Raw genomic sequence first — 21,745 nt, forward strand, 5'->3', positions numbered from 1 at the left:
TCTAAAATGGCTTTGAATAGTCTGGAAAGCGAATAGTCTGAAAATCAAAAGACTTCGTGATTCCTCCTTGCAATTCCATCTCAAGTTTACCATCTGCTTGCACTGCAATGATTTTCCCCTCAAAGGGACCACTTTCACCTTCAAAGTTCGCCCACTCCTGATAGAGAAATAAATTGGAAAGGTAATCTGTTTGAATTTGAGCGAATTTTCTTTTGCGAAGAATCAGATAATACTGCTCAAGCTGAGTCACAAGCAGACGCAGAAGTTCTTGCAGCGAATAATCTAAACTTGTCAGCTTTTTTAGTGAGACCGCTTTTCCTGAGCCAAAATCGGTCTGATTGATATTCAAGCCTATGCCTACTACTGCCACTTCCCAACCTGTCTTACCTATACTATTTTCAATCAGGACTCCGCCTATTTTTCCACTTTGAGCGATAATCAAATCATTTGGCCATTTGATTTGAATCAAGGGAAAATAATCGGCAAGAACCTTTCGAATTGCGCAGCTTACCGCCATATTGAGATAAAATTGCTCGGACGCATCCAAAAACGTCGGCTTTAACACCAGAGAAAACGTCAGGTTTTTTCCTGGTTCAGACTCCCAGTGATTACCGCGCTGCCCTTTACCTGCTTGCTGATGATCACAAATTACAAGCGTTCCCTCCTGGGCAGTCTGATTCCTGACTAATTGGAAGGCAATGTCATTGGTAGAGTGACACTCTGGCAGATATTGAATATCTTTTCCTAAAAAAAGCGTATTGGCAAGAATTTTATACATTTTAAAATGGTTTGTCTTCTTAGCAGGTAGTTTTACAGACCGAAGACAAAATTAAACGAATAATATGACAGCAGAAGCGTTAAGTCAAGTCATCGCAGATGCAATGGATGATAAAAAAGCCATAGACATCGTTGTGATGGATTTGAGAAATATTAAAAATACCGTAAGCGATTTTTTTGTTATTTGCTCTGCCAATTCTGACACCCAAGTGGAAGCAATTGCAGATTCAATTGAGGAGAAAGTATCAAAAGCAGGTGAAGCCTCACCTTATCGGGTAGAGGGCAAAAACAACAATCAATGGGTATTGATAGATTATGTGGATGTAGTAGCCCACATTTTTCTAAAAGATAAAAGAGAATTCTACGGATTAGAAGACCTTTGGGGAGACGCAGTTCTTTCTAAGGTTCATGATTGATAGCTAACAAACTTTACTTTCTCTTTTCCGTTTTACCATAAGTTTATAGAAATACCAAAAAAATCTAATGAGCGAACCTAATAAGCAAAAGAAGTTTGTCCCCAAACCACCACAGAAGCCCAATTTCCAAATATGGCTAATTGTCGCGGCAGTGGTTGTTTTGATCGGACTGACTTGGATACAGCAGCGCGGCGCAACCGTAGACGTTACCCAGAAGCGGTTTGAAGATATGTACAATGGTGGTGACGTAGCCAAGGTCATGATTGTGAAAAACATGGACCGGGTAGATATCACCCTCAAGCCAGCTGCGCTGAATGACCCCAAGTATAAAAATGAATTGGAGTCTAACTCTTCATTTTTCAACCCAAATGGTCCTCACTACTCACTTCAAGTAGCATCTTCGGATAAGTTTGCAACTGACTTTGATGCCTTGGAAGAAAGTGTCCCATCGGAAGATAGAATTGGATATAGCGTAACCACAGAAGAAAATTGGACTTCCTGGTTTGGAAGCTTTGGCTTCTTATTGCTACTGTTTGTCTTCTTCTGGTTTATGATGAGAAGAATGGCAGGGCCCTCCGGTCCTGGTGGTCAAATATTTAATGTCGGGAAATCGAGAGCTCAACTCTTTGATGCAGAAAACAAGGTCAAAATCACTTTTGACAATGTGGCTGGTCTAGATGAAGCGAAAGAGGAAGTTCAGGAGATCGTAGAATTCCTTAAAAACCCTTCAAAATTCACCAAATTAGGTGGTAAAATCCCAAAGGGTGCTCTTTTGGTAGGCCCTCCAGGAACTGGCAAGACCCTTCTTGCAAAAGCGGTGGCTGGGGAAGCCGGTGTCCCTTTCTTTACCCTTTCTGGTTCTGACTTCGTGGAAATGTTCGTCGGAGTCGGTGCCGCTCGAGTAAGAGACTTGTTCAAGCAAGCAAAAGAAAAAGCCCCTTGTATCATCTTCATAGATGAGATTGACGCGATAGGTCGATCTAGAGGAAAAGGCCAAATGCCTGGTTCCAATGACGAGCGTGAAAACACCTTGAACTCTTTGTTGGTGGAAATGGATGGCTTCGGTACAGACTCCGGTGTGATTGTCGTAGCTGCCACCAACCGACCTGATGTATTGGATAGCGCATTGCTTCGACCGGGTCGTTTTGATAGACAAATCTCAATTGACAAACCGGATATCGTAGGGCGTGAGGCCATTTTCAAAGTTCATTTGAAGCCAATCAAAAGCTCTACAGACGTGGATGCTAAAAAATTAGCAGCTCAAACTCCCGGTTTTGCAGGTGCTGAAATCGCGAATGTTTGTAATGAGGCTGCTTTGATCGCTGCCCGTAGAAACAAGGAATCGGTAGACATGCAGGACTTCCAAGATGCTATCGACAGAGTCATTGGCGGACTGGAGAAAAAGAATAAGATCATCTCTCCTGAGGAGAAAAAAATCGTAGCCTATCATGAAGCAGGTCACGCAGTGGCAGGTTGGTTTCTAGAGCATGCAGATCCATTGGTAAAAGTATCCATCGTACCACGAGGTGTAGCAGCACTTGGTTATGCGCAGTACTTGCCTAAAGAGCAGTTCCTGTATCAGACCGAACAGCTGATTGATGAGATGTGTATGACCTTAGGTGGACGTGCTGCTGAAGAGATTGTCTTTGGCAAGATATCCACAGGAGCACTCAGTGACTTGGAACGTATCACCAAAATGGCTTATTCCATCGTTTCTGTATATGGTATGAATGAGAAATTGGGAAATGTATCCTTCTACGATAGTAAGAGCGACGGATACAAAATGACCAAGCCTTATTCCGAAGCTACGGCTGAAATGATCGATCAGGAAGTTCATAAACTGATCGAATTTGCCTACCAAAGAACGCTCGATTTGCTCAAAGAGCGAAGAGAAGAATTGGAGACTTTGGCCAAAGAATTACTCGAAAAAGAAATTCTCTTCCAGTCAGATTTGGAAAATTTAATTGGAAAAAGACCATTCGCCAAAGAAACCACCTATCAAGCCTATACTAACGGCAAGAATAAAGAAGAGGTAAAGAAGGCAGAAGACGCTGAAATCAAAGCCAAATCTGAAGAGGTTTCCTCAGAAGATGAGGACAAGAAAGAGGTTTCTGTTGCTGAGTCTGAGTCTGAACCAGAGACTGATGAAAAGGCGAAAAGCTAAACTTAAATCGCACATTTAATTTGAAAGTCCTGATATCTATCAGGACTTTTTATTTTTGCAGACTAACTCTATCTTTCGATATGACCGGGAAGCCACACAATTATCAACTGAATGGGAAAAAACTCTTTTTTGCATCAGATTTCCATTTAGGGGCTCCCAACAGTCAGGAGAGCAAACTCAGAGAACGAAAAATAATTCATTGGCTGGAAGAGATTGAGGAAGAAGCTGCCGCAATTTTACTGGTTGGAGATATTTTTGATTTTTGGTTTGAGTACAAGGAGGTAATTCCTAAAGGGTTTATTCCTTTTATCTCCAAGCTTCATCAGCTCAGAGAAAATAAAATCCCTGTTCTCTTTTTTACTGGAAATCATGATCTCTGGATGAAGGATTATTTCACCCAAGAGCTAGGAATTCCGGTTTACCATCACCCTATTGAGCTATCAGTGAATGGAAAAAGTATTTTGGTAGGTCATGGGGATGGCTTGGGGCCGGGTGACAAGCAATACAAGGTGCTGAAGAAAGTCTTTACCAATCCTTTTGCCCAATGGCTTTTTCGATGGCTGCATCCCGATCTAGGCGTTCGCTTGGCTAAAGCTTGGTCAGGTCATAGTCGGATTTCAAACATAGAAAAAAATGAAAATCACTTTTTAGGCGAAGATGAGTGGCTCTGGCAATATTGCAAAGAGATAGAAATCAGGAAGCATCACGACTATTATGTCTTTGGGCATAGACATTTGCCTTTAGAACTTGAAGTAGGGACCAATGCTACCTATTTTAATTTGGGAGAATGGGTAAGCCAATACACCTATTTGGAATTTGATGGTTCGGAAGCAAAGCTAATGAAGTTTGAAAAATGAAAAAGCTGGCCCTCACTTTGATTTTTTTTACCCTTTGGGCAGTGGAAAGCATGAGTCAAGAATTGCTGGAGAACACCTTGGCTGAGATCGAAATCAATGGTCTTGACCAAGTCTCCATGGATAACCGGGATCAGATATTCATCAGTAGTAGACAAGGAGACCTTTATCTCTACGACTCAAAAGGAAATCGACTGAACTACTTCTCACCTCCACGCCAAGGTCGCATCAATCAATTGGAAGCTGCCTGGACTGTGAACATTTTTACTTTTTCGGAAGATCTACAGGAATACCGAGTTCTCGATAGGTTCCTAAATCCAATAGCTGAGCATAATTTCTTTGACGCTTCTATCAACTTGGCCAAAGCTGCCACATTTGGTAACAATAATATCGTATGGGTGTGGGATGAGTCGGATTTGAGTTTAAAACGGATGGACTATTTACGCAATCTGGTATTGGATGCACAACCCCTACCCCTACTCACAGACTCCAAAAATCTGAATATTCTCGAAATGCGAGAATTCAAAAATCGATTGTTTGTATTGGCGCCTGAAGAAGGGGTTTTCGTATTTGATAATCAAGGTAATCTGATTCGCCAGATCAATCTAAAACAAGTTCCAAATTTATGCCTGTACAAGGATTATCTTTTGTGGATTGAAAACAACCACTTGAATACCTATTGCCTATCTACCAAGGCGATTTTCAAGCTTTTTGAAGTCAAAGATTCCAAAGCCTCCAAAGTAGTCGTCGGAAATACCAAGCTTCTTTTAGTAGAAGGAGACAAGGTAAAAATATATAACATGCCTACCCTCCTGAAAAACCTCAAGTAGAAACCATTAGGCATAAAAAAACCGGTCAAATTTTCTGACCGGCTCTTTACTTTTGATCCTAAGATTAGGATATCTTCATCAACTCGATATCAAAAATCAAGTCTTTTCCAGCCAACTGATGATTGGCATCAAGCGTGATTTTTTCTTCGTCTACATGAGTCACGGTTACAGGCATTGGCTGCCCATTTCCGCCTTGCAGGGTTAACTGCATTCCAACTTCAGGGCTGATGTTAGCAGGAACTTGCTCCTTAGGCACATCAATCATCATATCGTCACGACGCTCACCATAGGCTTCAGCAGCAGGGATAGTTACAGTCTTTTTATCCCCTACAGCCATGCCATGAACTGCATCGTCAAAACCTTTAATCATATTGCCATCACCTAGTTTGAAACCAAGTGGCTGACGATTCACAGACGAGTCAAAAACGCTTCCATCCTCTAATTTTCCGGTGTAATGTACCTCAACGGTATCACCTTTCTTTGCTGTCATAATTCTATTTGCTTTTTGTTCGCCTACAAAGGTACAAAGAATAAGCCGAGGGAGAAAACCGTACAGTATCGCAGACAAAGTGTCCGAATTCAGTATATTTATGTACAAAAACGGACATATTTTCTTCAAAACCCTTGAATTAAGCGGGAATAATGGATTGGCATCATTTTCCCCTATTAATCAGAAAAAACAGCAACCATGGAAAACCAAAATCTGGGAAAAATACTCATCATAGACGATAATGAAGATTTGCTTTTCGCTGCAAAAATGCTTTTGAAAAAGCATGCCAAGGAAGTGATGATCGAAAAGGATCCCCGAAGGATTCCCTTTTTGGTCAATAACAATGACTATGACGTCATTCTTTTGGACATGAATTTTCGGGAAGACACTACCTCCGGAAAGGAAGGTTTCCATTGGCTAAAGCAAATAAAAGAGATTGATCCTAAAGCTGTGGTGATTTTGATTACTGCCTTTGGAGATGTAGAAATGGCTGTACAGGCACTCAAGGAGGGGGCTACGGATTTCATTCTAAAGCCTTGGCAGAATGAAAAGTTGATTGCCACCCTTTCTTCTGCGATCAAGCTAAAGGAAAGCTACAACGAAGTTGATAAACTCCAGAAAAAGCAAAAGACCCTTCAAACCGACCTTAAGAAACCTTACACGGATATCATCGGAAGCTCGGCTTCTATGAAAAACATCTTTTCAATAATCGACAAAGTAGCGCAAACAGATGCCAATGTGTTGATTTTGGGAGAAAACGGAACCGGTAAAGAACTAATCGCCAGAGCGATCCATGAACGATCCCTTCGAAAGGATGAAATCTTCGTCGGTGTGGATATGGGTGCCATTACAGAAACACTGTTTGAGTCAGAACTTTTCGGACATAAAAAAGGAGCCTTTACCGACGCAAAAGATGATCGGGCAGGACGATTTGAAGTTGCGGATCAGGGCACACTATTCTTGGATGAAATTGGAAACTTATCCATGCCATTACAATCAAAGCTTTTGACAGTATTGCAAAGACGCGAGGTGACACGAATTGGTACCAACAAGGCTATCCCAGTGGATATTCGCCTGATTTGTGCAACCAATATGCCCCTTCATGAAATGATCATGGACAATGGTTTTCGGCAAGATTTGTTGTACCGAATCAATACAGTAGAGATTTTCCTTCCACCCCTTCGGGAGCGTCAGGATGATATACCTCAATTGGCCAATCACTTCCTGAAAATCTACGGGCAGAAGTACCGAAAAACGCTCAGCGGATTTACTGACTCTGCGATGGATCTACTTCAGCGTTATTCCTGGCCAGGAAATATCCGAGAGCTTCAGCATGCCATCGAACGGGCTATCATCATGTCCGAAGGGGATGAATTGGATAGCAGAGATTTCTTTTTCCTATCAGCGAAACCTACTTCCGAAAAAGCCCCTGTCTCCACCACCTTGAACCTGGATGATATGGAGCGCTCCACGATTCAGCGAGCAATTGACAAAAACGGTGGAAATATTTCTAAAGCTGCCAAGGAGTTGGGACTTACCAGAGCTTCTCTATACCGAAGATTAGAAAAGTATGGACTTTAAGGTAGGCTTATTGGGGCGAATCGCCCTTCTCTCTTTTTCCCTTTTTGCTTTAGGATATTCCATTGCAGATGAATGGGGGGTCTTCATGACTTCCCTTTTTATCATTTTGGTAATCATTCAAGTCATTTTCTTTCTTCGATACGCCGAAAGCTCCTTCAAAAAGGTCCGGACCTTCCTGGACAATATTAAGCAAGATGAATACTCGCAGGTCTACCCTGTCAAATTTGACGGTACAGAGACTGATGATCTTCATATAGAATTCAATGCCATTTTGGCAAAGCTAAAGGAAGATCAAGCCGAAAAGGAAGCCAACTACCAGTACTTCCGCTCTGTATTTAAACACCTGAGCATAGGTCTTATCACTTTTGGGGAAGATGGGAAAATCCAACTTTTGAATGTCGCTGCTAAACGCATATTGGACTTAGATGAACTCAAAAACATCGAGCAGATAGAGTCTGTCAATAAAGAGCTTTATCGAGCGATTCATGAATTAAAGACCGGAGGTAGCGAACTGATTAAAATAGCTCATCCAGACGGCATTATGCAACTCTCTGTCTATGTCATCGAGCTGATGATGCGAGGGGAGCAATTTAAACTGGTATCACTTCAAAACATTCAATCCGAACTCGAAGAGAAAGAAATGGAAGCCTGGCAAAATCTCGTGAAGGTGCTGACCCATGAGATAATGAATTCCATTACTCCTATTTCCTCTCTTGCCGGTACGATAAAAAGTGACATCGAGCAAAAACTAGAGCATGCAGAGTCAGTTTCAGACTCGGATTTGGAGGACTATCTGATGGGTATCGCCACGGTAGAAAAACGCTCAGAAGGTTTGATCAATTTTGTATCGGATTTCAGGAGTTTAGCGCATATCCCAGCACCGAAGTTTAGTAGTATCCGGCTTTCTCAGCTATTCGATCAGCTACAGGTACTTTTCCACCATCAGTTGGAGAATAAAGGAATAACATTTCGTAAGGAACTTGATCCGGAGGAGTTGATTCTATTTGGAGATCAAACACAAATCGAACAGGTCTTGATTAATTTGGTACAAAATGCGATTCAAGCGGTGGAAGAATCCGAGCAAAAACTTGTCAGGCTACGGGCATTTATCGATGAGTCGGGAAAAATAATCTTGGAGGTCTGCGATACTGGAAAAGGGATCGAAGAGGAAGCTTTGAGCAAAATTTTCATTCCATTCTTTACCACCAAGAAAAAAGGATCTGGAATCGGCCTGAGTCTTTCCAAGCAGATCATGCGCCGCCACAAGGGAAATATTCAAGTCAAGTCGCAGCTCGGTGAAGGAACTACTTTCAAATTGATTTTTAACGGATAAGTTTTCCTAATCCATAAAAAAGCCTTCGAATCTTCTGAATTCGAAGGCTTTTATGCTGCTAGAAAGACCTAAATCAGAATTTCCTGTACTTTCCATCCAAGAACTCATTGGCTTTATCTTCTTCAAAGCGAGCCTTTTTGCTATCCCAGTGAAGTGTTTCATTTGGAAAGCGTCCCGCGATGACTCCAAGCAGGATCGTTTCTGTCAGGTTTGCCGAATAAGAAAATGGCGCACTACATTCTGTTTTCCCCAAACATGCATCTACAAATTCATGATAGTGCTTCTTACTTTCTGCGGCATAGTCTTTCACAGGCTCTCCTAGATTAAATTGAGCAATATCCATTTCCTTGTATTGACCATCCACGATCAAACGAGGAAGTTGCATAAAGTGCGGAAGTAGTAATCTACCCTTTTCCCCAAGAAACATGGCGCCCTGATCGGGAAGCTTGTCTCCATTAGGAAGGGCGAGATCTGGATGATCCGCAGGCGCACCTGGTCCGTCTGACCATATCCAAGTCAAAGTTTCTGCTGTGTAAGGGGTAGCAGGGAATTCGTAGGTTACAATATTATTTTCTGGAAATCCGAAACCGGTAGGCTGTCGGCACTCATTCTTGATCGTTCTAGGCACATCAAGAGCAAGGGCATTGTAGGGTGTATCAAAAATATGAACCCCCATATCTCCTAGAGTTCCACAACCAAAATCCAAAACCTTTCTCCAGTTGCCCGGATGATACTCTCCTTCTTTATACGGCCGCTCAGGTGCGGTTCCTAGCCAAAGATTCCAGTCTAGATCAGCAGGAATCGGATCACTACCTTGCGGCATGGGATCATCAGTTCCCCAATTTTTGGGTGACCAAGCTCTGACAGTATGCACCTTTCCGATGATTCCAGATTGAATCAGAAGCGTAGCCAATTTGTAATCATAGAATGAGTGAACTTGAATACCCATCTGCGTAACCAAGCCTTTTTTCTCAGCTACTTTCTTCATTTCTCTGGCTTCAGAAACATGATGCGTCAATGGCTTTTGACAATAAACAGCCTTATCCATTTTCATCGCCATTAAGGAAGCTGGCGCATGGGTGTGATCAGGAGTAGAGACAACCACTGCGTCAATATCATTTTTCAACTCCTTCAATAAAACCCGGTAATCCGCATAGGTCTTGGCTTGAGGAAAATCAGTAGCAGCTCTCCCAAGATTAGTACTATCCACATCACAAAGGGCTACAACCTCCACCAGTGGATGTGAGGAAATAGCCTTCAAATCCTCAACACCCATCGCCCCCACTCCAATCTGGGCTATCCTCAATTTACCATTGGCTTGTGCCTGCGCAAGTAGGGCAGGCGAAAGTGCAAGAGCAGCTGCCCCAAGGCCAGTTTTCTTGAGGAAATCTCTTCTGTCGATAATCTGGAAATTCTTCTTCATGATGTGCTTTTTGATGGATAGGATTAGTTTAGGTTTATTGAAAAAAAGAAATGATCGAAGCCAATGGAAGGATTCTTTCATTTTGCATGCTTTTCGCGTTTTAAGATAGCTTCCAAAAATGGATTTGCAAATCCTGATTACTCAAAAGGTCAACTTTCAGCGACAAAGGCTAAGCATGAAAATCGGTAATTCTCCAAATCCTGACTATATTTTGCCAATATTTTAAAAGCCTGACACAAACCCTTGTAATGATGAATAGAAGGCCTTTTTTGCAAAAACTTGGAATCCTAACTACTTCTACGATGACGCTTCCTTTTTATCTTTTTGGCAAAATGCAACTCCCTAAGGAGACAAAGTTTAAGTTTATTACTGCCTCAGATGGTCATTTCGGACAACCTAATACCGATTTTGAAAAAAGCCATCAAGATCTAATCCAAGCGATCAATAAAGAAAAAGATGTGGATTTTGTGGTTTTCAATGGAGATCTGATTCATGACGAGCCAAGCTTGATGCCTGAAGTCAAAAAGGTTTATGATCAAGTGCAGCACCCCTATTTTGTGACGAAAGGCAATCATGATCGAGTGGATGAGGAGACTTGGAATCAAATCTGGAATCAAACTTCCAATTTTTCCAAAGTTCATCAAGACGAGCTGGGAATGGTTTTGCTGAATTGCTCCAATCCAAAAGGTGATTATTTATGTGCTGATCTTGATTTTGCCAAGCATACTTTAGACGAATTTTCCACCCTTCCCCATGTCATGGTTTTCATTCATATTTCTCAAAATGATTGGACTCGTCATGGAGTCAGCTGTCAGGGATTTATGGATTTGATTGCTTCTTATCCCAATGTACGGGCAACTTTCCACGGACACGACCATGACGTAGACGGGGTTATGCTTTACCGGAAGAAGCCTTTTCTTTGGTCTGGGCATTTTGGGGGCAGTTGGGGAAATCCATTTCCAAGCTACCGAGTCTGCGAGGTTGGAGCTGATGGATCGGCCGCTACCTATTTAAAGCGAGTTTCGGACGGAGTAATTCTTAATGGCTACACCCTTTAAAACTCAATCCGAGACTTTTTGAAACACTAAAAAGTGCTGAATCTTTAAAAATTTCCCGTTTTCTACCAGCTTAAACCCATTTGCCTTCAGCTCCTTTTCAGCTTGGCGAGCGGTCATCTTATGAAGTGGCTTGATTGCAATCGTCGGGTCCTCACCTCTGTATTCGATTAGAATTAATTTACCATCGGGTTTCAGAGATTGATGAATGGATTGAAGCATTTCTTGTGGAAACTCTAATTCATGATAAACATCCACCATAAAGGCTACATCAATTGCTCCATCGGGTAAATTAGGAGACGTAGGGCTTCCTTTGGTGGGAATTACCTGCTCAAAACCTAGTTCTTTTCGTTTTCGGTCCAGGTAATTCAATGCCTCATCTTGAACCTCGACTGCGTATATTTTTCCATCGGGAATTCTTTCTGCCACGCGAAAAGTATAGTATCCGGAACCCGCACCGATATCAGCGACTACACTTTCTGAAGTCAATGGTAAGTTTTTTACCGCTAAAGAGACTCCTTCTTCCGCCTCTCTACTATCACGCTCCAACCAGTCTTTTCCTGCAAAACCCATAATATGGGAGATTTCCCGCCCCATGTAAATTTTACCTGTTCCATCCCAAGAGGGATTTTTGAATTTATAAGGTGAATCATCTTTTTGAGACCCATTCTGAGCCTGACAGGCTATAAGTGGCAGGATGCAACCTAAAACAAGAATTGAATATCGGAGAATCTTCATGATTATTTTTTTTATGAAAACCACTAAAGTGGAAAGCTGTTTAAATCATTGGTACTTTCTAATGGAATTCGCAACGATCTTATTTTCCATTCTTCAAAAAGCAAAAAAAATGGCTCCCATTTGAGAGCCATTTTGATATTATAAGTTATGATTAATTAATCATGAAGATCGAAGCGATCTAGATTCATGACCTTGTCCCAAACTTTCACGAAGTCGTGGACAAACTTCTCAGCTCCGTCAGCGCAGCCATATACTTCGGCATAAGCTCTTAGCTCGGAATTAGATCCAAAGATCAAGTCAACTCGTGTACCAGTCCACTTTGGCTCACCTGTCTTGCGATCACTACCTACGAAGATGTTACTCTTATCATTAGTAGCTCTCCAAGTGGTTCCTAAATCAAGGACATTCACAAAGAAATCATTGGTCAATTGTCCTGGCTTATCAGTGAAGATTCCGTGCTTTGAACCGTCCCAGTTGGCGTTGAGTGCTCTCATACCACCTACTAAAGCAGTCATTTCCGGACCAGTCAAAGACATCAATTGAGCCTTATCGACTAGCAATTCTTCTCCTTTTACTTCGCAGCCTTCGGACATGTAATTTCTGAAGCCATCAGCGATAGGATTCAGGTATTCGAAAGAAAGAACTTCAGTCTGCTCTTCAGTAGCATCAGTACGACCTGGAGTGAAAGGAACTTTCACATCATATCCAGCATCTTTTGCTGCTTTTTCTACAGCTGCACAGCCACCTAATACGATTAGGTCAGCTAGGGAAACTTTCTTTCCACCATCAGCAGTGCTGTTGAACTCTTCTTGGATGCTTCCCAAAGTACCCAATACCTTAGAAAGTTGAGCTGGATTATTCACTTTCCAATTCTTCATAGGCTCCAGACGGATACGTGCACCATTGGCACCACCACGCTTGTCAGAGTTTCTGAAAGTAGAAGCAGAAGCCCAAGCCGTACTTACCAGTTCGGAAACAGTTAAGCCTGAAGCTAGGATATTTGCCTTCAAACCTTCGATATCCTTTTCGTCTACCAATGGGTGATCTACCGCAGGAACAGGATCTTGCCATAGGAGATCTTCAGCAGGAACCTCAGAACCCACATAGCGAGCCTTAGGCCCCATGTCACGGTGAGTCAATTTAAACCAAGCTCTGGCAAAAGCATCTTCGAATTCCTTCGGGTTTTCGTAGAATCTTCTGGATATTTTTTCATATTCCGGATCAAATCGCATAGACAAATCCGTAGTCAACATGAATGGCTTATGGAACTTACCTTCGATGTGTGCATCAGGGATAATCGCTTCTGCATCCTTAGCTACCCATTGATGAGCACCTGCTGGACTCTTAGTCAATTCCCACTCATATTCGAACAAGAACTTAAAGTAGTCATGGCTGAATTTAGCTGGGGTAGATGTCCATGCACCTTCTAGTCCAGAAGTAATGGTGTCAGCACCTGAACCTGAACCGTATTTGCTGGTCCAGCCCATTCCCATTTCTTCGATAGAAGCAGCTGCTGGTTCTGGTCCTACATATTCATCAGGATTTGCCGCTCCGTGTGTTTTTCCGAAAGAGTGACCACCAGCAATCAATGCTACTGTTTCCTCATCGTTCATAGCCATACGACCGAAAGTCTCACGGATCGCCTTAGCTGCTTCTTTAGGATCTGGATTGTTTCCAGGACCTTCTGGGTTGACATAGATCAATCCCATTTCAGTCGCACCCAGTGGATTTTCCAAAGCTTCTGGACTTCTGTGTGCTTTCCACTCGGCCTCTGAACCCCAATAGATATCCTGCTCTGGCTCCCAAATATCTTCTCGACCTCCTGCAAAACCGAAAGTCTTGAACCCCATCGATTCGAGCGATACGTTACCGGCTAAGACCATTAGGTCAGCCCAAGAGAGCTTCTTGCCATACTTTTGTTTGATTGGCCAAAGCAACAAACGAGCCTTGTCCAAGTTGGCGTTATCTGGCCATGAGTTTAGCGGAGCAAATCGCTGATTACCTGTTCCGGCACCACCTCGTCCGTCATGAACTCTGTAGGTACCGGCACTATGCCATGCCATACGAATCATAAATGGACCATAGTGACCGTAATCTGCTGGCCACCACTCCTGAGAAGTCGTAAGCACCTCTTCGATATCCTTTTTCACCTCTGCAAGATCCAAGGATGCAAATTCCTTTGCATAGTTGAAATCTTCATTCATTGGGTTGGACAATGAAGAGTGCTGTCTTAAAATATTCAAATTCAGCTGATTGGGCCACCAATCAACATTTTGAATTCCTTTGCCGGCAGCTGCCTTTGTAGGGCCATTATGAAAAGGACATTTGCTGATGTCTCCATTCACAGAATAGCTACTACCGCCGTTTTCGTGTGGATTGTTCATGATGTTATCGTTTATAGTTAATTGTAAATTTCAAGTCTTACGAAATTACCAAAAATTTTATTGATATGAATTTTTTTTTGATTGATAAAAACTATGAGGCTTTACTACCCATGTCAGTTTTGCAGAAATGAATTTTTGTGAAAAAAAGCTGATAAAAGTCTCCATTTTTTCTAATGATTAGACTTAGAAAAATAGCCTAAAGAAATTCCAGATCGAAGAGGTTTTCTTTATATCAAAATGGTCATTACTGGAATCGTCGTGATGAAGATTATCGGCTGTTTAGACCATTCCTACCCATTTTCTCTCTTTTTTTCAGGCTTTTTTATTAGAATCACTTAGGTTAGATTTCAATATCCCACCAACACTCATGAGCAGGTTATTCAGAAAATTCCGACAAGAGATTATTTCCAAAGGTAAAATCCAAAAATATTTGCTCTATGCCTTGGGAGAAGTGGTCCTTTTGGTCATTGGGATAATGATTGCACTAGCTATCAATAACGACAACGTCATTAATCAAAACCGGGTCAAGGAGCAAGTGTACCTTAAGGGGTTGAAGGAGGATTTTCAGATCAGTCAATCCAAACTAGAGGAATTGATCAAAGTCAACCGAAACAACCTCGAAAATGCCAAGAAAATCATCCAAGCTGACCCAAAAGACTCCAGCCTTTTAGAAAGTCAATTCTCCCAATGGGTTTTTGAGGCATTGGCCTTTGAAATTTCCTTTAGCCCAAACAACTCCCTGCTAATGGAAATGATCAATTCGGGAAGTCTCAAAGATGTATCCAACCCAGACTTGAGGAAATCCCTCACCGATTGGTTAGCTAATTTGGAGGATATTCACTCTCAGGAAAATGAATTAAGCATACAGCGAGAAAAGGTGATCAATGTATTTGACGAAGAAGGATATAGCATCCGGAAAGTCTTTGAAGATGCCGGGGTTACTCAGGCGTTAGGGATTTCAAAAGGTGATTTTTCAGGAAGCAATCTGCAGATTTTAGAATCTGTGTCTTTTGAAAACCGACTATTGATCTTTATTCTGACGACTCAAGCTACTGAGGAGGCGCATTACCTGCCTCTCATGGACAAATTGGAATCCATTTTGGCCTTGATTGAAAAGGAAATTGATTGATATGATGATACACAATGATGGCTTTGTTATAGTCTTTCTAGCTGGAAGCTTGAAGGAGGGAGAGTGAAGCACCCTGATTCTAAACCTTGAGGGTTTATTTCTGGCCTTAAACTTCGCACACTGGAAGAAAAGCAGAGATAGAAGTCGATTGATACTTAAGGCCTTGAAATGGGGTAATTTCTTTTGCTTCTAATAAATTTTAACTTAAAAAAGTAAAAACTAAATTTTAGAATTTCATAGTTTAATGATTCAATAAATTACATTAGCTATGAAATATCTAGGGATTACGTTGATTCTTTTTTTCAGCACTATAGGATTGGCCTTGGCACAGAAAAAAATAGAATGGCTCAGTGATTCTCAAAAGGATACACTGAAGCACCGGTGGAAATCACCTCCTGAATTTAATATAGACTCTATTGGTAAAGGAAGGATACTCTTAGACAGTGGATTTTTATTTTTACCCAAGAGTCTAAACCCAGAAAGGTATATGGACTTATTACCCAACCCCAAATTTAGAGTAGGGATGCCTCCTATCTATCAATTACCTGACCCCCAAAGCCGCATGCCCATCAAGGAGTTTGATGATTCGGTGAATTACACTATTCAAATCAAAAAAATCGACTAAGATTCCAAATTGCTATCCACTAAAAAAGCCCGATTCCTACACGAAACCGGGCTTTTTACTTTACAGGAGCAATATTTATTAGAATGGATATTTTGTAGGAAATTTTTAGCTTTAAGGCTTCACTCCAACTGTTGGAAAACTTACTTTTTACAACTTACCAATCACTACTTACAAAAACTATCACTTATCCTGCGGCTTATCCCGCTGCATCTCAACCATATCTACAGGAGGCGGTGTATTATCACCCAAGAGGTGCCGCACGAAGTAATCTCCCATTTTCCAGAAGAAGTATTCGGCCATCGGTCCGTATCCATGACGCTGACCTGGCAAAATCACAAATTCAAATCGTTTCCCAGCTTTTATCAGTGCTTCGGCCATTCGAATTGTTCCCGCCGGGTGCACGTTGTTGTCCACATCTCCCGTGCTGAGCATCAGATGGCCTTTTAGGTTTTTAGCCAAGTCGGGATTCTTTTCGATTTGGTAGACAAAAGTAGTATCACCTTCTGGAGTGATAACTTCTTTCACGCCGTGATGCTTTTCAGACCACCAGCGGTTATAAATGTTATTTTCATGATTTCCAGCAGATGAAACAGCTACTTTGAAAACCTCAGGATAAACAAGCATCGCTGCCGTAGACATGAAGCCCCCACCGGAGTGACCGTGAATTCCTACTCGATTGCGATCGATGAAGGAATGTCGATCTGCTAATTGATCTACTGCAGCTTTCTTATCTGCTAAGCCATAATCTCTCAGGTCGCCGTATCCATAATTATGATACCACTTGGACCTAGCTGGATGACCTCCTCTATTTCCTAAAGTCACAACTACAAAACCAAACTGCGCCAAACGGTCTGTTCGGTCCATGCTTCTTCCAAAGGACTTATTTACCGCTTCGGTCTGAGGACCTGGATAGACATATTGTACCAATGGATACTTTCTGGTAGAGTCAAAGTCAAAAGGCTTGTACATCACACCGTACAAATCCGTAATTCCATCATCTGCTTTAAACTTGAAGGGTTCCGGGAATTGGTAGCCTGCGGCAAAAAGCTGGGATAAATCGGCTGTCTCCAAATCCATTACCTTATTTCCGTTTCTATCCATGAGGACAGAAACAGGCGTTGTGTTCACGCGGGAGAAATTATTGACAAAAAATGAAGCATTGTCATTTATTTCGATGCTGTGATTGAAATTGCCGGAATTGAGCAAGCTAACCGCTCCTCCATCCATACTGACACTGTAAAGATGCTCGTAGTAAGGGTCTTCATCTTTTTCGCGACCATTAGCTACAAAGTAAACTTTTCGATTACGCTCATCTACTCTAGCTACTCCGCTGACATGGAATGGTCCTGAAGTCAACTGTCTTTTGAAGGTCCCATCTTTTCCATAGAGGTACAAATGTGCCCAACCGTCACGCTCAGACCACCAGATCATGTCATTTCCGACCAGTTCCAACTTATCAAAATCGATATAGGTATTGCTACGCTCTTCAATCAAAACCTCCTTTTCACCGGTAGAGATATTCCAGCGGCAGACATCTACTCGCTTCAAGTCCCTACTCGTGATAGCAAAATAAAACTCATCCAAATCTCCCAACCAAGTTGCTGGTCGGAAGTCATCGTCTCTGGTATTTGCCGGAGGGGTAGTCGACCAAAGACTGACCGTCTGATCTTTAAAGGTGGAGATAGGAAGCTTGCTCATCTCTTCAGAGTCGAAGGAGTAATGCAACAATTCAGTTTGTGGCTGCTCCTTTTCACCTGGCATCGCATACTTGTAGGTTTCCAAAGTGGGTCTTGGATCCCGGGTATTGTGAATGACCCACAGGTCTTTGACTTTTCGTTGATCACTCCGAGTTAAGATAAACTGCTTGGAATCACTGCTCCAAAGCACACCCACCCGCTTTCGGTCATTCTTCTTCTTTTCTTCCTCCACATTATCGTCTCCTCGGCCTCCCCAGCCATATTCATAATCTTTCTCGCCATCCGTGGTCAATTGGTTTTCCACGATAGTCGAATCTTTCTCATCCTTCACTGCCTTTAGGAAGTTTTCCTTATCCATCCAGTAAAGGTTAAAGTTTTTGGCAAAGACTACCTTGGAGGAGTCGGGTGCAATATTTGCCCAGGAAAGACGTTTTGGATCTTTTTCAGTCTCTATTTCTGTCAGCGTCTGAGACGAAATATTCCAAAGAAAAGTGTGGACTTTCTTCTCTAAAGAATCCTTGGCATTCTTATTTTTCTCCTTGATCTCCGCCCAGTCAGACTTTAGCACATCTGCAGTGGATTTCACCTTGAACCGAATAGTATTTTCATCTTCCAGAAGTTTCAAGTCATCCAGCTCCAGATGCTGACCGTCGTAGGGGTCTTTCACTGCTTTGGTTATTTCCGCAGCCAGTTTGTCCCGATCAAAAAGTTCGGTCTTGGTTTTCCTTACCGGGTCGACTACATACCAGCGTTTTCCATCACTAGTTTCGTATTCATACCAGAATCGGTCAGACTTCTTCATCCAATGAGGATTGACAGAAGTTGAGAAAATCATTTTGCGAAGTTTGGCAGGAGCAAAGCGGGAAGCTAGTTCATAATTTCCCTTGTATATGGGCTCCTGTGCTAAAGCTAAATTAACGGTCAGAAAGAGACCTAAAATCAAGAATATTCGCTGCATTAGTTAGTAAGTTTAATTCGAAAACGAAACTAAATAACAACCACGAATAGCTTTTTACCACTTGCGTAAAAATCTCATTCTTAGCAGAATCAAATCTGCCAAGAAACCTTTGCATACCTCGGGGTAGCTTTTGTTATTATGCCACCGATCAGATAAAAAAGATAGTAAGTAAGCATCGTAATTGTCGCAAAGGGAACTTGCCAAAGACTCAAATTAACTTTTGCACGGTTTTTCCAAATTCTAACGATGGTATTTTTACTTCGCAGCAGATAAATTTTGAAAAACCTAAATTCCGGATTACCAACTTGAAAATCCCTCTCAAAAAGGCGCAAATAATCATCCCTACCCTCAGCCAAAGCCCGGTTGAAAAAGTGTTCCCAACCATTAGGTGCGGGGTGTGATGCTTTTGCCTGATGGCAAATGAATAATTTCACTCCTTTTCTTTCCAAATCTTTCCAAAGCAAGGTGTCTGCACCTCGGGTGACTCCCTCAGCCATTTTTGGATAGGGATTGTCAATGAGGAGCTGCTTTTTACAAATAAAATTATTGGAGAAAATAAGATTTGCTGATTCCATATCGGATCGATCAGATGGGGCAGGGAAAAACCAAGCTAAAGCGAAACACTTCCCCATAAAATCGGAATAGTCAATATGTGTGGCCCCGGCGATGATAGCCTCAGGATATTTTTGGTGAGCATTCAATAGAGCCTCAAGCCAACCTGCCTGTGGAATGATATCACTATCTAAAATAATTACCGTCTCTCCCTTTGCATGTCTTACTCCCTCATTTTTTAATTGAAAATAGTGAGCATCTTTCACATCCAATACCCTGGTCTCTTCCATTTCGGGAAGATTTTTTTCATTAAGAACATTTCTTAAGAAATCAGATATAAACTCTTCGGAAACTTGCTCTGAATTGTGAAGAATAAGCAACTCAAATTGAGCTTGCTGTTGAATATTAGACTGTAAATGAATCTGAGTTAGCAATTGACTTGTCCGTTCTAGTTCAGAAAGAATGGCGTTTTCCCACTCTAATACAAAAGTGATTTTCATAGTATCTAGAATAAAAGACTGAAAAGGTATTTATTTCATTTCAAAAAAGAAAGAAAAGCACGACCCATCTTATTTTTCACATCTGCTTAACACAACCTTCACTTTCACCAAAGATAATTTGGAAAAAATAGCAAATACTTAACAGACTAATTATTACAGATTTACAATACCACGCTACCTTTCAACCAAAACCAATAGCGTGAAAACTCACTTCAAAACGATCATTGTATCTGACGTTCACTTAGGTACCAAAGGCTCTAAGGCAAAAGAAATAGCGCGATTTCTCAAACAGTACCACTGCGATAATCTTATTTTGAATGGTGACATAATTGATGGGTGGCAACTCAAAAAATCGGGGGCTTGGAAGCGAAAACACACCCGTTTTTTCAACCGCATCCTCAAAATGATCGAAAATCATAATACGCAAGTTTTTTACTTGAGAGGAAACCATGATGATTTTCTGGATCAAATTCTTCCTCTTCAAATAGGCAACCTTTCGATTCAGACGGATATGATCTATGAATCTCAAGAAAAAAAATACTTCATCACCCATGGGGATGTTTTCGATAGCATTACAACCAATCTTCGCTGGATAGCCTATTTGGGAGATATGGGCTATACATTCCTCCTTTGGCTCAATCGAGTCGTCAATCACTACCGATTCAAAAGAGGCTTGCCTTACTTTTCATTGTCTCAGTATATCAAAGGCAAAGTGAAATCTGCGGTATCCTATGTGGATCAATATGAAACCGAACTCGCTAAAATGGCAAAAGCCAAAGGCTGTGACGGGATCATCTGTGGGCATATCCACAAGGCAGAAAATCGATGGATCGATGGTGTTCATTATCTCAACTCAGGTGATTGGGTGGAGACAATGTCGGCTTTGGCAGAAGATCATGAAGGCAACTGGCAATTGATCTACTATTCCGAAATCAATTTCAAGGAAATCAGAGATCAAGAGATCGGCAGTTTCTTTTCCGGAAATGAAGAGGAAGATGGAAGTACCATCATTCCACTTCGAAAGGTATCATTCGATAGCCCAAAAGACGATCTGAATCCACCAGCATTTCGATAAGTATGAAGTTCCTTTTTATCGTACAAGGCGAAGGCCGCGGTCACATGACACAAGCCATTGCGTTTTCAAATCTATTGCGCAGTCAAGGTCATGAACTCGCAGGTGTTTTGGTTGGGAAAAGTCATCGAAGAAGTATTCCGGATTTTTTTTCAAGAGAAATTCAATCTCCTATTCTTGCTTTAGACAGTCCAAATTTTGAAGCAGATGGAGCAGAGAAAAGAATCCTTTTGGGAAAAACAATCCGCAAAAACCTAAAAAAAGCTCCCATTTTCTGGAAAAGTCTCCTGCAAATCGACAATCAGGTAAAAAGTCTAAACCCAGATGTAATTCTGAATTTTTATGACCTCTTGGGAGGGCTTTACTCCATGCTTTTCAGACCCAAAGCAGCCTATTGGGTGATCGGTCATCAATACCTCTCGGGACATCCTGATTTTATTTTTGCACCGGGAAGACACTTGGAGCGATTCCTTTTCAGACTCAATACCCAAATCACTGCCTGGGGCGCAAAGGAGATTTTGGCTTTGTCATTTTTGCCAAAAATCCAGCAAAATAAAATAAGAGTTTTTCCTCCTCTTCTTAGAAAGGAAATGAAAAACTTAGAGGTTAAAAATGAAGATTTTTTTCTCGCATACATGGTCAATCCCGGGTATGGCGAAGAGGTCAAAAATTATGCAACAAAACATCCTCAACTGACTGTCAAGGCCTATTGGGACAAAAAAGATGCTGCTGAAATAGAACAAGCTTTACCCAACTTGAGCTTTCACCGAGTCAATGACCGGGCATTTCTTGAAGATATGGCTGCATGTAAAGGGTTGATTTGTACAGCCGGATTTGAGTCTGTCTGCGAGGCCATGTATCTTGGAAAACCTGTCTTGATGGTCCCAGTAGCAGGTCAATACGAACAAGCCTGCAATGCCTTGGACGCAGAAGCTTCAGGAGCAGGTATTGCTTCCAAAAATTTTGATTTCTCCAAATTGGAAATGACGCCTGAAAGGAATTTAGAAGAATCCATAGCTTTCCAGGAATGGGTAGATTCTTGGCCTGAATTGTTTAGAATTCTTGTCCTCGAGACCGAGAATAGTCAAGAAGAAACTAGTAAGTCTTATAGGCCCGCCTTTACCTAAAATCAGCAGTTTAAGCTCTTTCTCTCTTCTTCAGTCAACT

Annotated in this window: 18 protein-coding genes; 11 read left to right on the forward strand and 7 right to left on the reverse strand. The window is 41.7% G+C overall.

Translation table 11 applies throughout. From position 1 onward, the window contains the following. Position 1 precedes the first annotated feature (1 nt). On the reverse strand, positions 2-778 hold the full coding sequence (locus tag OU792_RS08360; RefSeq protein ID WP_274669939.1) for a biotin--[acetyl-CoA-carboxylase] ligase: 777 nt from the start codon (positions 776-778) through the stop codon (positions 2-4). A 64-nt stretch (positions 779-842) separates the two neighbouring features. Between OU792_RS08360 and rsfS the strand changes: the two genes are divergently transcribed. From rsfS to OU792_RS08380, 4 genes are all read left to right on the forward strand, one after another. After that, the gene (gene rsfS / locus OU792_RS08365) at positions 843-1,193 is read left to right on the forward strand and encodes a ribosome silencing factor (protein ID WP_026945355.1); all 351 of its coding nucleotides are present in this window, start codon (positions 843-845) and stop codon (positions 1,191-1,193) included. Between the two features lie 67 nt (positions 1,194-1,260). Continuing rightward, entirely contained in the window at positions 1,261-3,357 is a 2,097-nt protein-coding gene (gene ftsH, locus OU792_RS08370) for an ATP-dependent zinc metalloprotease FtsH (RefSeq protein WP_274669940.1), read from the forward strand. An 80-nt stretch (positions 3,358-3,437) separates the two neighbouring features. Then, complete coding sequence (locus OU792_RS08375) at positions 3,438-4,214, forward strand: UDP-2,3-diacylglucosamine diphosphatase (RefSeq protein WP_274669941.1); 777 nt, start codon at positions 3,438-3,440, stop codon at positions 4,212-4,214. Beyond that, positions 4,211-5,041: a hypothetical protein gene (locus OU792_RS08380; RefSeq protein ID WP_274669942.1), complete on the forward strand. Its 831-nt coding sequence runs from the start codon at positions 4,211-4,213 to the stop codon at positions 5,039-5,041. The genes OU792_RS08375 and OU792_RS08380 overlap by 4 nt, the downstream gene beginning before the upstream one ends. Before the next feature lie 64 nt (positions 5,042-5,105). Here the strand turns inward: OU792_RS08380 and OU792_RS08385 are convergent, their stop codons facing one another. Further along, positions 5,106-5,534 carry an FKBP-type peptidyl-prolyl cis-trans isomerase gene (locus tag OU792_RS08385; protein ID WP_024284967.1) on the reverse strand — a complete coding sequence of 143 codons (429 nt, stop codon included), beginning with the start codon at positions 5,532-5,534 and terminating at the stop codon, positions 5,106-5,108. A 195-nt stretch (positions 5,535-5,729) separates the two neighbouring features. Between OU792_RS08385 and OU792_RS08390 the strand changes: the two genes are divergently transcribed. Both OU792_RS08390 and OU792_RS08395 read left to right on the forward strand, forming a co-directional pair. Then, positions 5,730-7,112, forward strand: coding sequence for a sigma-54-dependent transcriptional regulator (locus tag OU792_RS08390; protein WP_100628111.1), 1,383 nt, complete (start codon positions 5,730-5,732; stop codon positions 7,110-7,112). Further along, entirely contained in the window at positions 7,102-8,445 is a 1,344-nt protein-coding gene (locus OU792_RS08395; RefSeq protein ID WP_134202351.1) for a sensor histidine kinase, read from the forward strand. Before OU792_RS08390 ends, OU792_RS08395 begins: the two co-directional genes overlap by 11 nt. 73 nt (positions 8,446-8,518) lie before the next feature. Here the strand turns inward: OU792_RS08395 and OU792_RS08400 are convergent, their stop codons facing one another. Further along, positions 8,519-9,868, reverse strand: coding sequence for a Gfo/Idh/MocA family protein (locus OU792_RS08400; RefSeq protein ID WP_274669943.1), 1,350 nt, complete (start codon positions 9,866-9,868; stop codon positions 8,519-8,521). Between the two features lie 248 nt (positions 9,869-10,116). Here OU792_RS08400 and OU792_RS08405 point away from each other — a divergent pair, with 248 nt between their 5' ends. Next, positions 10,117-10,926 (forward strand): metallophosphoesterase family protein, encoded by an 810-nt coding sequence (locus tag OU792_RS08405; protein WP_274669944.1) that lies wholly within the window; start codon positions 10,117-10,119, stop codon positions 10,924-10,926. 3 nt (positions 10,927-10,929) lie between these two features. Here OU792_RS08405 and OU792_RS08410 read toward each other — a convergent pair whose 3' ends face one another. Continuing rightward, entirely contained in the window at positions 10,930-11,661 is a 732-nt protein-coding gene (locus tag OU792_RS08410) for a class I SAM-dependent methyltransferase (protein ID WP_274669945.1), read from the reverse strand. A 155-nt stretch (positions 11,662-11,816) separates the two neighbouring features. After that, a complete protein-coding gene (gene katG / locus OU792_RS08415) occupies positions 11,817-14,045 on the reverse strand; it encodes a catalase/peroxidase HPI (protein ID WP_274669946.1) in 2,229 nt (742 codons plus the stop codon). A gap of 367 nt (positions 14,046-14,412) precedes the next feature. On the opposite strand from katG, the gene OU792_RS08420 reads away from it, so the two are divergent. Both OU792_RS08420 and OU792_RS08425 read left to right on the forward strand, forming a co-directional pair. Further along, a complete protein-coding gene (locus OU792_RS08420) occupies positions 14,413-15,174 on the forward strand; it encodes a DUF6090 family protein (RefSeq protein WP_274669947.1) in 762 nt (253 codons plus the stop codon). Between the two features lie 268 nt (positions 15,175-15,442). Continuing rightward, positions 15,443-15,799: a hypothetical protein gene (locus OU792_RS08425; RefSeq protein WP_274669948.1), complete on the forward strand. Its 357-nt coding sequence runs from the start codon at positions 15,443-15,445 to the stop codon at positions 15,797-15,799. Positions 15,800-15,979: 180 nt separating this feature from the next. Here OU792_RS08425 and OU792_RS08430 read toward each other — a convergent pair whose 3' ends face one another. Next, positions 15,980-18,454 (reverse strand): S9 family peptidase, encoded by a 2,475-nt coding sequence (locus tag OU792_RS08430; RefSeq protein ID WP_274669949.1) that lies wholly within the window; start codon positions 18,452-18,454, stop codon positions 15,980-15,982. Between the two features lie 89 nt (positions 18,455-18,543). After that, positions 18,544-19,506 (reverse strand): glycosyltransferase family 2 protein, encoded by a 963-nt coding sequence (locus OU792_RS08435; protein WP_134202344.1) that lies wholly within the window; start codon positions 19,504-19,506, stop codon positions 18,544-18,546. 199 nt (positions 19,507-19,705) lie between these two features. Here OU792_RS08435 and OU792_RS08440 point away from each other — a divergent pair, with 199 nt between their 5' ends. Together OU792_RS08440 and OU792_RS08445 are read left to right on the forward strand one after the other, a co-directional pair. Next, entirely contained in the window at positions 19,706-20,581 is an 876-nt protein-coding gene (locus tag OU792_RS08440) for a UDP-2,3-diacylglucosamine diphosphatase (RefSeq protein WP_134202343.1), read from the forward strand. Positions 20,582-20,583: 2 nt separating this feature from the next. Then, the gene (locus OU792_RS08445) at positions 20,584-21,705 is read left to right on the forward strand and encodes a glycosyltransferase family protein (RefSeq protein ID WP_134202342.1); all 1,122 of its coding nucleotides are present in this window, start codon (positions 20,584-20,586) and stop codon (positions 21,703-21,705) included. Positions 21,706-21,745: the final 40 nt, after the last annotated feature.

It is taken from the genome of Algoriphagus sp. NF (assembly GCF_028823735.1).
Classification (GTDB): Bacteria; Bacteroidota; Bacteroidia; order Cytophagales; family Cyclobacteriaceae; genus Algoriphagus; species Algoriphagus marincola.